General features: G+C 32.9%; 13 protein-coding genes and 1 riboswitch. Of the genes, 10 read left to right on the forward strand and 3 right to left on the reverse strand.

Annotation, left to right across the window (positions count from 1 at the left end):
• Positions 1-274: 274 nt before the first annotated feature.
• Positions 275-922, reverse strand: coding sequence for a PAQR family membrane homeostasis protein TrhA (trhA, locus tag OEV82_RS03945; RefSeq protein ID WP_263061104.1), 648 nt, complete (start codon positions 920-922; stop codon positions 275-277).
• A gap of 164 nt (positions 923-1,086) precedes the next feature.
• On the opposite strand from trhA, the gene OEV82_RS03950 reads away from it, so the two are divergent.
• The 3 genes from OEV82_RS03950 to OEV82_RS03960 are packed head-to-tail and all read left to right on the forward strand — an operon-like array spanning position 1,087 to position 3,438.
• Positions 1,087-1,668, forward strand: coding sequence for a DUF1836 domain-containing protein (locus OEV82_RS03950; protein ID WP_263061105.1), 582 nt, complete (start codon positions 1,087-1,089; stop codon positions 1,666-1,668).
• Positions 1,665-3,053: a protoporphyrinogen oxidase gene (hemG, locus tag OEV82_RS03955; RefSeq protein WP_263061106.1), complete on the forward strand. Its 1,389-nt coding sequence runs from the start codon at positions 1,665-1,667 to the stop codon at positions 3,051-3,053. Before OEV82_RS03950 ends, hemG begins: the two co-directional genes overlap by 4 nt.
• Before the next feature lie 19 nt (positions 3,054-3,072).
• On the forward strand, positions 3,073-3,438 hold the full coding sequence (locus OEV82_RS03960; RefSeq protein WP_173658493.1) for a PH domain-containing protein: 366 nt from the start codon (positions 3,073-3,075) through the stop codon (positions 3,436-3,438).
• A gap of 74 nt (positions 3,439-3,512) precedes the next feature.
• Here OEV82_RS03960 and OEV82_RS03965 read toward each other — a convergent pair whose 3' ends face one another.
• Positions 3,513-4,001, reverse strand: coding sequence for a QueT transporter family protein (locus OEV82_RS03965; protein WP_263061107.1), 489 nt, complete (start codon positions 3,999-4,001; stop codon positions 3,513-3,515).
• Between the two features lie 8 nt (positions 4,002-4,009).
• Positions 4,010-4,054, reverse strand: a riboswitch (PreQ1 riboswitch).
• Between the two features lie 372 nt (positions 4,055-4,426).
• On the opposite strand from OEV82_RS03965, the gene OEV82_RS03970 reads away from it, so the two are divergent.
• The 7 genes from OEV82_RS03970 (at position 4,427) to OEV82_RS04000 (ending at position 11,952) form a co-directional block, all read left to right on the forward strand.
• Positions 4,427-5,188 (forward strand): threonine/serine exporter family protein, encoded by a 762-nt coding sequence (locus OEV82_RS03970; protein WP_173658491.1) that lies wholly within the window; start codon positions 4,427-4,429, stop codon positions 5,186-5,188.
• Between the two features lie 13 nt (positions 5,189-5,201).
• The gene (locus tag OEV82_RS03975; protein ID WP_173658490.1) at positions 5,202-5,648 is read left to right on the forward strand and encodes a threonine/serine exporter family protein; all 447 of its coding nucleotides are present in this window, start codon (positions 5,202-5,204) and stop codon (positions 5,646-5,648) included.
• A 41-nt stretch (positions 5,649-5,689) separates the two neighbouring features.
• Positions 5,690-6,148 carry a divergent PAP2 family protein gene (locus OEV82_RS03980; protein WP_263061108.1) on the forward strand — a complete coding sequence of 153 codons (459 nt, stop codon included), beginning with the start codon at positions 5,690-5,692 and terminating at the stop codon, positions 6,146-6,148.
• A 353-nt stretch (positions 6,149-6,501) separates the two neighbouring features.
• Positions 6,502-9,243: a tetratricopeptide repeat protein gene (locus tag OEV82_RS03985; RefSeq protein ID WP_263061109.1), complete on the forward strand. Its 2,742-nt coding sequence runs from the start codon at positions 6,502-6,504 to the stop codon at positions 9,241-9,243.
• A 72-nt stretch (positions 9,244-9,315) separates the two neighbouring features.
• Positions 9,316-9,717, forward strand: coding sequence for a hypothetical protein (locus OEV82_RS03990; protein WP_173658487.1), 402 nt, complete (start codon positions 9,316-9,318; stop codon positions 9,715-9,717).
• Positions 9,718-9,846: 129 nt separating this feature from the next.
• On the forward strand, positions 9,847-10,662 hold the full coding sequence (locus OEV82_RS03995; RefSeq protein WP_173658486.1) for an arginase family protein: 816 nt from the start codon (positions 9,847-9,849) through the stop codon (positions 10,660-10,662).
• Between the two features lie 108 nt (positions 10,663-10,770).
• Positions 10,771-11,952 carry a DHH family phosphoesterase gene (locus OEV82_RS04000; RefSeq protein ID WP_173658485.1) on the forward strand — a complete coding sequence of 394 codons (1,182 nt, stop codon included), beginning with the start codon at positions 10,771-10,773 and terminating at the stop codon, positions 11,950-11,952.
• Between the two features lie 13 nt (positions 11,953-11,965).
• Here OEV82_RS04000 and OEV82_RS04005 read toward each other — a convergent pair.
• On the reverse strand, positions 11,966-12,149 hold a 184-nt coding region (locus tag OEV82_RS04005), incomplete at its 5' end, for a hypothetical protein (RefSeq protein WP_263061110.1).

Raw genomic sequence — 12,149 nt, forward strand, 5'->3', positions numbered from 1 at the left:
CATGAAAAAGTGCGTTCAAAAGGTAGCTGAACCCACTTTTTTGGAAAAGCTGCATGAAAAAGTGCGTTCAAAAGGTAGCTGAACCCACTTTTTTAAAAAAGCTGCATGAAAAAGTGCGTTCAATAAGAGAGTAGGATCCAGAAAGATAATGTGTACAAGGTGTATCTTTTATCATGGTCCTACCCTGACCGATGGACAAATTCATAAAATTATAATGAAAAAGAAGATGTTAGGAAGCCACTATATAGTTAATTTCCACATCTCCTAAAATTTTTTACAGTACATAAAAATATATGCTCAAGAAATGTGCTAAACTGCCAAGGAGTATAAATATATGGAAAATCTCATGAAACCCCCAATTTTTAAATTTCAAAAACTTTGGTTCTGTCCCATATATAATACCGCCAATTGTATAAAAAACTCCTCCTAAAATTAATAATACAACACCGCCGAATTCCAACGATTTTGATAAAGGCGAGAGTACAAATATCGCCATCCATCCCATACCGATATAAAGGGCTGTGCTTAACCAACGTGGGCACTGAAACCACACCATTTTAAAAATAACTCCACAAACTGCCATTCCTGCGATTACTGCAAATAACCCCCAACCAATTGCCCCATTTAAAGCAATTAAACAAAAGGGTGCATATGTTCCAGCGATCAATACAAAAATCATCGAATGATCTAATTTCCGGAAAAAGCGAATAATGGTATCCTTCGCTTTTACCCAATGGTAGGTAGTTGAAGCAGAATAAAGTAAAATCATACTAATTCCAAAGATTGTAACTGCAGTGATGGCTAGACCTGATTCAGTTGTTGTCCCTGCTTTCATAATCAAAGCAACCAATCCAAAAACAGATAGAACAGCACCAAACAAGTGTGTAAGACTATTAATTGGTTCACGAATATAATTTTCCATAACATAATCTCCTTTACTTTTTTATGTAGTTTTTAAAACTACTTATAATCATATAACTATTTTATCATCTGGTCAACATTTACATACAAAAATAAAAAAGGTAAAATTTATGTAACAATAAATCCATGGAATTTCTACATACAAACTAATGACGGAGGAGTAAAATGGTTAATATAGACAAATTTATAGATGAATTAGGTTTAAACGAACATTTAACATTAGATGATATTCCTGATATTGATTTATATATGGATCAAGTAATTCAACTATTTGAAAAAAAGTATGCCAAAACAAAACGAGATCCAAAGGATAAAATACTTACAAAAACGATGATTAATAATTATGCAAAAGGAAGGCTCTTTTTCCCGATTAAAAACAAGAAATATTCAAAAGAACATCTTTTATTAATTAGTTTTATTTATCAATTAAAAGGGACAATTACGATTAATGATATAAAGGTAGTATTGGAAAAATTAAACGATAAAGTTTTGAATGAAAATTTTACACTAGATGATTTGTATAAGGCACATACTAATCTTATTTTTAACCAAGAGGAGCGATTTAAGAAAGATTTTAAAGGAAAAGTAAAAGAAGTAACGGAAGCAACAAATCAATTAGCAGATTCCGATTCCGAATATTTAAAACAATTGTTATTGATTTTATCTTTGTCCCATATGAGTACATTGTATCAACGGGCAGCTGAAAAACTAATTGACGAGTTTCAACAAGAGGAGGAAGAAAATTGAAAACAGTTTTAATCCTTGGTGGAGGTATAACAGGGCTATCTACTGCTTATGAATTAGAAAAGCACCTTGACCAGCACAAAGATGTGAATCTTATGTTAGCGGAAGCCTCTTCCATTTTAGGTGGGAAAATTCGTACGGTAAAACAAGATGGTTTTATCATGGAAACGGGTGCAGATTCAATTGTGACAAGAAAAATTAATCATACCGGTATTATTGAAGAATTAGATCTTGAAGATGAGGTTGTTTACAACGCAGTCGGCACGTCTTATTTATATGTGGATGGCACATTAAAGCAAATACCAGCTGATTCGGTTTTTGGAATCCCAGCAAGTATGAAAGCGCTAGTTGAATCGGAATTGGTATCTGCTAAAGGTAAAGTTGAGGCATTAAAGGATTATTATACCAATGATCGGCAATTTAGTGGTGCAGATTCGATTGGGGAATTTTTATCCTATTATTTAGGAAAAGAATTAACAGAAAAACAAATAGCACCAGTATTATCAGGAGTTTACTCCGGAAATCTGAATGACTTGTCTATCCAATCAACCATGCCATACTTGTTAGACTATAAAAAACGTTACGGTAGTATTTTAAAAGGAATCGAAGTCAATAAAGAACAATTTTTAGGTCATAGTGAGAAAAAGTTTCTTTCTTTTAAAAATGGTTTATCGACAATTATTGATGGTTTTGCAAAAAAACTTAACCATACGAAGATACGGCTAAATCATGAGGCGACAGAAATTAAGCGTAGTGAAAATGGCTATGTAGTTCAATTTAGAAATGGTGAAGAAATCCAAGCTGATTATATTGTGTTAAGTATTCCCCATAATGCAGCAGAAAGACTTTTCAGCGATAGAGAATTAACAAATGCTTTTTCTGAGATTCAAATGAATTCGATTATCAGTGTTTATTTAGGATATCATGTTCCAAATGAAATATTACCTGAAAATGGGACAGGATTTATTACGACATCAAATGAATCTTTAGTTTGTGGGGCTTGCACGTGGTCGAGTAGAAAATGGCAACATACATCACAAAATGGCAATCTCCTCATACGTTTATTTTATAAAAATAATCATCCAAAGTTTTCGGAAATTAAAAAGATGAGTGAGTCAGAACTCATTAATCTAGCACTGCAAGATATAGAAAAAAGTTTAAAATTAAAGGAGAAACCTGTTGTTTGCAATATTACGAAATGGACTGACCTAATGCCGACCTATGATATATCACATCCAGAAACGGTTAAGAAACTAGAAAAAATTTTCGAAAACAATTTTCAAGGTATATTCATCGCTGGTTGTTCGTATTATGGAGCAGGGATATCAGATTGTATTGAAAATGGAAAGGAAACCGCTAAAAAAATTGTACATACTATTTATGAGTGAGTAGATTAGGAGGGATAGGATGGCAAATGTAGATGCTATAATGGAATGGACGTTTTATGAAGAAGTAGACGTACCACGAGATGTTCAAGCGATCTTAATAGAAGGTGAAGAACCCCAGGTTGCTTATCGTACGGTCCGTGATGTTGCCGTTGTAACAAATAAACGATTTATTATTGCTGATAAACAAGGAATTACAGGAAAAAAGGTTGAGATCTATACGATTCCTTTTAAATCGATCGACATGTATTCCACCGAAAATGCAGGTCGACTTGACTATAATGCTGAAATTCAATTTTGGACTCGAACAGGGAAATTTAAATTAAATTTAAATAAAAAAGTTGATATTCGGAAACTTGATCGTATCATTGCATCTCATATTTTATAATGAAAAAAGCTATCCGATGGTTTAACCAACTTATCAATTTGGTTGGAAAAACTTGTCTGGATAGCTTTTATAAATTATTTTATTACTTTATCAAAATGAACATTTTTATGGATAGCAAACATAATCGGCATTGTAATGAGCATAACTGCAATTTCCCCAAGAATTAATATACCCCAAGTTTTAAAAAATGGTGTTCCGAAAGCGATGTTTAACTCCCAAGAAATGATAAAAATCATAATACTAAAAACAATGGAATTTATCACCATACGTGCCCAAATGTTTTTTACATATTTTGAAAGAAGAATAAAGATTCCTAAAGAAATGGCAGTATGGGCTACACCGAATGTGATATCTAAAATTTTCATTGGCGAGAAAATCAAATTTGCTAAAAAGACACCGATAACGATGCCGAAGAAATATTTTTTGTTAAAAACAATTAAATGATTAAACATTTCCGATAGCCGTAATTGTAGTACACCGAAAGCAATTGGTTGGACTAAGAAAGTGACAGCAATATACAGTGCAGCTACAATTCCACTTACAGAAATCGTTCTAATATTCACTTTTTATCCTCTCCTTAGTTTTTTTACGTGGGATGGTTGCGAACCACGTCGGATATCTCCGAAAATTAGACAACTCTTAAATTGTATAGGAAATGATATTGAAAAACAAGCGATTGTTGTTATGGGAATATATGGATAACTGTGAATTAAGGGTTGTGTTTTGGCTTTCTAAAATATATATTTAATATTTGTTGTATAGTTAAGATGGACATTGAAAACCCTGTCGAATGCCTTTATTCATAACATAAAGTTTATACGCTAGAATATATAGTCAATTTGTTTGATTTATGTGAAGGACTAAACATAAAGGGGTTTCGAAAAATGTTTAGCATTTGTGTACAGACGGGCGTCACGCTATTCAAAAATAAACTTTGCAACAATTTTATTCCATGGATACACTAATAATGAATGAAGGTGGATAAAAATTGAACAATATAAGAAAACGTAATTATACTATTGATGAGATTTGTATTTTGGCGGGGCAAATTATGCTCGAAAGTGGTGCTGAAACATATCGAGTTGAAGATACTATGAATCGCATTGCGAAAAGCTTTGGGGCTGAATATGTAGAAAGCTACGTAACACCTACAGCGATCGTTTTTTCCATTGATGGTGATGAAATTACAAATACAAAAATGAAACGGATTGAAAAAAGAGGAACGGACTTAAATAAAATTACTGTTGTCAACAGTTTGTCACGGGAAATTAGTGAAGGAAAATGGACGCTTCAGGAAGCGTACCAAAAATTAATAGAAGTGCAACGCGCGCCATTCGTCTATTCTTATTGGCTTCAAATATTAGCTGCGACAATCGTGAGTGGATGCTTTGTTATTATGTTTCGTGGGAGTTGGGTTGATTTTATTCCAGGAATGATTACCGGTGGATTTGGCTACTTATGTTTTTTAATTATTGATCGCATTGTGAGAGTACGGTTTTTCTCTGAATTTATAACTTCAGCAATTATTGGAATATGTGCTCTATTACTTGTATATAACGGATTTGGAATGGAAGTCGATAAGATTATCATTGGGTCTGTCATGCCGCTGGTACCTGGGCTGGTCATTACAAATGCCATTCGGGATCTTATATCTGGTCATTTAGTCTCCGGTATTACAAAAGGAGCGGAAGCACTGCTTACAGCGATGGCTATTGGAAGTGGAATTGCGATTATTATTGGTCTATTTTAAAGGAAGTGATTGAATGTTAGAGCAACTTGTAACCAGTTTTATCGCTTCGAGCGGTTTTGGTATTATTTTTAATGCACCGAAGCAGGCAATTGTAAAGTGCGGATTTGTCGGTATGCTTGGTTGGATGATTTACTTTTTCATGGTAGAAAATACATTTGATGCAGTATTTGCAAGTTTTGTAGCATCCTTCTTTATTGCCATCGTTAGTTATTATTTTGCAAGACGTTATAAAACTCCAGTTATTATATTTACAGTCGGTGGCATGATTCCTCTTGTTCCGGGAGGACTAGCCTATAATGCGATGCGTCACTTTGTCTTAAATGATTATAATGTTGCCATTCAACTTGCTGCTAAAGTCCTATTCATAGCGGGAGCTATTGCGATGGGGATTATTTTTTCTGAAGTGTTTAATCAAATTGTTCGTAATATCCAGCTAAAGATACGGAAAAAACATGTATAACCAACCTCTTTTTAACCAAGCTATTATAAGAGGTGGTCAATATGAATAAACCAATTGTGACGGCACTTACGACAATTGGATTGGCGCAATTTTTAAAAATACCTTACAAAAAAATAACTGATGGGAAATGGGAATGGGAGATGTTCTTTGAAACAGGCGGAATGCCCAGTTCTCATTCCGCAGGGGTATCTTCTTTGGCAACATATATTGCCTTACGAAGAGGCGTGAAAACCATTGATTTTGCATTGGCAACCGTTTTTGGGTTACTTGTTATGTATGATGCTCAAGGAATTCGCAGACAATCAGGAGAGTTAACCATTAAAGTAAATGATCTTGAAGAGGAAGTGGAGCGCCTTCGTGGAGAGGAAGACCACCACTATCATGATGAAAAATCCAAAAGATTACGAGAGCGGCTTGGTCATCAGCCGATTGAAGTAGTAGGTGGAGCACTTTTTGGTATACTTTCTGGATTTATTGCATATAAACTATTTGAAAATTAATTGGTTGACTGTCTAATAAAGAGAAATGGTTCAATTCGGACAGTCTTTTTTACTATTTTTAATTGTAATACATTAATGTCTTTAAAATGAAAGGATTTTGCAATACTTTAGCGAATATTGTTTGGTAGAATAATTATAATGTAAAATCTTACAATTGATTTAAAAAAATTACGATATGTCATGACATGATTTTTTTACTATATAATATATAGATAGGACTCCAAAATATTTTACAATTATGTTTCTTCGTCATACTTTTAGCATCTTTTCGTACCAAACATTTCCTTGTCATTTAAACTCGAAGCTAGTGTGAAAGTCTCATATTATTATATTTTTAAAACTAGGTGATGAAGATGAATAATGAAAAACAATTAATCACAAAAAGTTATTACCGATCATTAATTGATGAAGATCTTGAGGTACATCCGATCGAACAATTAGGCGAACTGTTTTTTAACGAACAGAAAAAGGATAGACCAGATGCATCATTTATTCGCTATGCTCAAGGAGAAGTTTACTTTTTAAACAAAGATTATGAAGCGGCAATTTTTAAATGGGAGAATGTGCATAATGAATTTAAGCAGTGGGCAAGGAAAAATATTGCAGATGCATACTTAGAAATGGAATTATTCCAAAATGCGGAAGAGATTTATCTATCCATTCAAACCGATTCCCTTGTATTACAAATGGAAGTATTGTTACAACTCTTTTCCCTCTATTTACAACAAAGTGATCATAATCGAGCAGACCAAATTATTAAACAAGCAGTTGCCCTGAATCCGGATTATCCAAATGTAGCAAAATTAGCTCGAAGCTTCTTTGAGCAAAGGGAAGATTGGTCAAGTGCGTTAAATTTAGTTGTACAAGAATCCATTCGAACAATGGACACAAACTGGCTTGAAGTATTAAAAAATTATATACGTAGTGGTTATGCCAAAAACTTCGAACCGACCTATTTTTTCCAAGCACTTACTATTTGTCATGAATTAGATATTGACTTATTTGAGCAATTAATCGTTTCGCTTTGGAAAAAGTATGAAAGCGAAGGGCAATTGTTTGATTGGTTGTTACAAATTAATGGATATTTGAAGGATATCGAAATTTCAAGCGACTATCATTGGCAGGAGCTTTCTCATATCTATAAAAATACCTATGATACACTCATGGGTGGTTCTTACTCTATGGAGAAGTTGAAGGTTGTAATTCCTGACTTTTTACATATTTGGATTCGTATTGTTGAAAAAGAAGATGAAGTATTTCCGTCTTCCGCTGTGTTTGCTTGGAACGAAATTATTCCTGAACTGCTAGAAAATGACTTACTAAGTCTAGCAGAACAAAAACTATTTCAAACTGAATTTGATTTTCATGTATTGGAAAAAAGTAAAGCGCTGCATGAAGCAATATTAAAATGGACAGATGAGCATCAACTACGGAAAAATATACGACTAAAACGATTAAGTAATGAAGTGGTAGATTTTAATCAAATGTTTATCGGAATTGTTGGAATTCATAGTAGTGCAAAGGCGGCGTTTATTAATCACTTTATTAATGATCAAGCTATAGAGAGAGGGAATACAAACGTAAGCTGTATAATTCAGAATGGTGGAGAATTTATTGTTACCGAATATAATAATGAAAAATCAAATGTACTTTCTTATGAAGATATTTATCAAGAAAGAAAAGGGAATAAGATAACAAAGTCGTCGATCATTAATATCCGGATGCCGAATTCAATTTTACAACAAAATAAATTCTCAATTGTGAATGTACCAGATTTACCATTTAAACCTGTTTTTACGAATGAGTTAATGGATACATTATGTTTAACAGATACAATCTTGTTTATTATAGATGATGAAGCTGGGCTCACTGAAACGGAATATCGTTGGGCAGAAATGATTCAACAAGAATTTCCAAAAGCGAAAATGTACTTTATTGTAATGAATACTCATAAGGATGAGGAAAATTATACAGATATTTATTACCAACTAAATAAGGCAATTGAACAAGGCGAATTAACTGGAAGGATTATAGATTATAAACAAAAGGGAGAAGTAAGACAAAAACTTATACAGAAACTATCGAATGAATGGCAAAAACATGAAAATATAAATCTTCGAATTTCGAGTTATTTATATTTGAATAAACGTCTTTTAGATGACTTGTTTGAGCAACGGACAAAAATTGAAAATCAATTAGATGAAACGATTCATTGGAATAATGATTTGGTTTCACGGATGACTGGAGCGATTCATCAACTAGAAGATATGGAAAAAGAAAAAATTGAAATGATAAGAAAATCTTTCGCCTTAATGAAAGATGAGACAAGAAAAGAAATTTTAAAAGGAATTCCAAAAGTGCTCAAACAAATGTCAAAACAAGTATCAAAGGATCGTGATTTTCGAAAAATTCATGTTGAACTAAACGAAGAAATGAATAAACAAATTCAACAATACATGGATGAAGTGATATTGCCGGATTTTCTCTCAAAAGTTAATGATTGGTTTGCGATTGCTAAAGAAGAGCTGAAAAATGCGAAGATATTTCTTGAAGAAATCAAGGAAGGCTTTAATTCAATGCTACAAGAGGACCGCTTGCAATTACATTGTGATTTCAAAATATTGGAGGACTGGCAGCGGGATATTGATCGTTTAACTGTTCAAGTGAATTTTCACCCAGTCAATATTTTCAATCGAGCAACGGTATCACAAATTCTTTTAAAAGGTACTGGTAAAGTGTTAAGTCGGTTAACGAATAACAAAGAATCATTAGTAAATCGATATAAGCAATTTATTGAAAGTCAAGATTATCAAGAAATTGCTGAAAATGTGGCTAGTCAATTTCTTAATCCGTTCACTTTATTAGAACAAGGACTAGATCGAGATATACGTATTTTCTTTAAAGAATCGTTTGAGGAATTACAAGTGCTTGTAGCTGAGATGGAACAAGATACAGCACAAAAAAGTGAACAGCTGGCTAATTTACGAGAAAACCCGGAAGCGTTCCGTGATCCGTTGAAAATCTTTGATATTACAAGATTACAATATAAATATATATTAGAAGTGAAAGAAATGTCGTATATTCACGTTCGTTAAAGATAAAAAGCTTGTACTATTTTTCTAAATCCCCTTCATATATTTGAATAAAAGATATGGAGGGGATTTTTTATGGATGATTTGAAAAACAAACAAGTCCTTATAACAGAAGAAATGGTGAAAAAATATGATCGAATACATAAACAAATAAAAAAACTAGAGAAAGAATTATCGCAATTAAAAAAGACGTTTAATCAATATTTTGATTTAACGGTAGGTCCTCATAAAAAGGGAGTACTAACCTTCGATTCTTATGTATTGCAAAGAAATATTCGGACATCAGAAAAATACCGTGAAGAAGAGGCGGTTCGAAAATTAGAATCACTCAATTTAGTTGATTGTATCAAGGTAGAAAAACGTGTAGATGATGCGAAGGTTCATGCAGCAGTGACCTTAGGATTGTTGACAGAAGATGAATTAGACCATTTAATAGAACGTAAATTTACTTCTGTCATATCAGTGAAAGAAAAATAGATTTGTAAAAGATGATGGATAAGGACGAATGAGTCCTTTTCTTTATAGAAACGGAAATCGATACCTTGTAAATTAAAAATTTTTTTACATTATGCTAAAATTAAGTTAGGACTAGGAGAGGATGAATTTATGAAGCAAAAAGATAAAAGTCACAGGATTACCTACTTAAACTTTGACAATAGTTTAAAAGAACAAACATTTCTGCAATATTATCCCCATCATTGGATTTGCTGCTCAAATATTCCACATACTAATGGTTTTTGTGAAACAGAATCATTGAATGAGATTCGAAAACGGCTTCAAGTAAAACAAGTAAGCCCACTTGTATTAATAGGTAACGGAAATTTCCACTATGTCACTTACTTATTGCTAGAACGTGTAAAAGGCCCCTTCTCTTTAATTCTCTTTGACCATCATGATGATATGAAAAAAGATGACTTTTCCCTGATTTCCTGTGGATCATGGGTACGATATGCTTTGGAAAGAAACGCAAATTTAAATAAAGTCGTCATTATTGGTGTGAATGAAGAAAATCAAACTTGTGATTTACCAAATGAACTGCACAAACGGGTTTTAACAATAACTGAACAAAAAATAAAAGACATTCACTTACAAGATATCGTACACGAACTACGGCAGTTTCTACCCGAAGAAAAAAACATTTATATAAGCATTGATAAAGATGTATTATATAAAAGAGAAGCGTATACAAATTGGGATCAAGGGAGTATGACCCTTGTCCAATTGTTATTTTTATTGGAAAATATAGTTAGACATTTCCAAGTTGTTGGCATGGATATTTGTGGTGAATATGTTGTTAATCACCAAAATGAGTTTGAACGAGCAACATGGGAATATGTAAAAATGAATGAGATCGTCAATCGTGCATTATTAAAATTTGTTGAGGAGTATATATCTCCACCAGAGGAATCTTTACTTGCTTAAAAAGTAATTGATAAGCTTAAAAAGCTTCTTTCTATTATGAAAGTGGTGTATAAAATGGTAATATGTAACACATAATGAACTTGTGTTTTGTTCTAGGAGGGTATACATTTGAAAGTAAAATTATTTACAGACTCGGATTTAGACGGATTAGGAACGGCCATTGTAGCTAAACTGGCCTTCGGTGACGATGTTGATGTATTTCATTGCTCTTACCGGAATTTAAATCAAAGAGTCGATCAATTTTTAAAATATCATCAAGATGATAAAGAAACAAAGTTATTTATTACAGATTTATCTGTTAATTCAACGATTGAAAAAAAATTAGAAGAACGATTTAACAATGGCGGACATGTACAGGTGATTGACCATCATGTTACAGCCCTTCATTTTAATAAATATCCATGGGGAAAAGTCGTTATTGAGTATGAAGATGGACGTAAAACATGTGCCACTTCCTTATTCTATGATTTTTTAATAGAGAAAGGTCAATTGGAAAAAACGGTGGCTCTCGATCAGTTTGTTGATCTTGTTCGTCAGTATGATACATGGGAATGGGATGCAAATGAAAATATTTTAGCAAAGCATTTAAATGATTTATTTTTTATGTTTGGTAGAGAACAGTTTGAAGAAGATTTATTAAAACGGATTAAGGAAGATCCTGATAAATTTGAATTGACCGATATGGAAAACTTATTAATGGATGTAGAAGAGAAAAAAATTGAACGTTATATATATGCTAAAAATAAATATATTATCCAACGTTTTGTCGGTGACTATTGTATTGGTATTGTCCATGCTGAGCAATATCTGTCTGAGCTAGGAAATGCATTGAATAAAAAAAATCCTCACCTTGATATGATTGTTCTCGTTAATGTCGGTACCAAAAAGGTGGGCTTTCGAACTATACATGAATCCGTTAATGTGGCCAAATTTGCCAAAGAACTTGGTGGGGGAGGACATCCAAAAGCTTCTGGTTGCGACTTAACTGAGGAAGCATTTAAATTATTTGTAACGGATGTTTTTCATCAAGAACCACTTCGGCCTGATCCCGAAAAAAATGAAACCAATATTAAAGATGGACCAAATGGAACATATTATGAAAATCGTAATGGAGACATTAGCTACATTATTAAAAACGATGAGAATATATATGAGTTGATTCATAATGATGAAAAGCTTAATGAACAATTTGCTACTTTTGAAGAAGCAGAAGCCTATGTGAAAAGAAATTTTCAATCTTGGCTTATGTTTGATCGTGATTTACATAAAATCAAAAAAAATAATAAATGAAAAAAGCTATCCGTTAGACGGATAGCTTCAGACTGTCGACAAACCCCAACTCAAATGCTTCATTTGAGTTGGGGTTTGTCTTTTTTTGCTCATCATTTTCTAAGATTCTTATCTTATTTAGGCTGGACATGGTCTTTTCCATGTCCAGTTTGCCATTTTCTTTAAGTTCATGGCAGCAAAAGTAAGCATCGCTTGCA

Source organism: Pallidibacillus thermolactis (assembly GCF_025660415.1).
Classification (GTDB): Bacteria; Bacillota; Bacilli; order Bacillales; family Caldibacillaceae; genus Pallidibacillus; species Pallidibacillus thermolactis.

Bases quoted from the DNA above. Each gene is read 5' to 3' on its own strand.
- OEV82_RS03950 (WP_263061105.1), top strand. From the start codon at position 1,087: ATGGTTAATATAGACAAATTTATAGATGAATTAGGTTTAAACGAACAT.
- OEV82_RS03980 (WP_263061108.1), top strand. From the start codon at position 5,690: ATGAATAAACCAATTGTGACGGCACTTACGACAATTGGATTGGCGCAA.
- OEV82_RS03995 (WP_173658486.1), top strand. From the start codon at position 9,847: ATGAAGCAAAAAGATAAAAGTCACAGGATTACCTACTTAAACTTTGAC.
- OEV82_RS03985 (WP_263061109.1), top strand. From the start codon at position 6,502: ATGAATAATGAAAAACAATTAATCACAAAAAGTTATTACCGATCATTA.
- OEV82_RS03960 (WP_173658493.1), top strand. From the start codon at position 3,073: ATGGCAAATGTAGATGCTATAATGGAATGGACGTTTTATGAAGAAGTA.
- OEV82_RS03990 (WP_173658487.1), top strand. From the start codon at position 9,316: ATGGATGATTTGAAAAACAAACAAGTCCTTATAACAGAAGAAATGGTG.
- trhA (WP_263061104.1), bottom strand. From the start codon at position 922: ATGGAAAATTATATTCGTGAACCAATTAATAGTCTTACACACTTGTTT.
- OEV82_RS03975 (WP_173658490.1), top strand. From the start codon at position 5,202: ATGTTAGAGCAACTTGTAACCAGTTTTATCGCTTCGAGCGGTTTTGGT.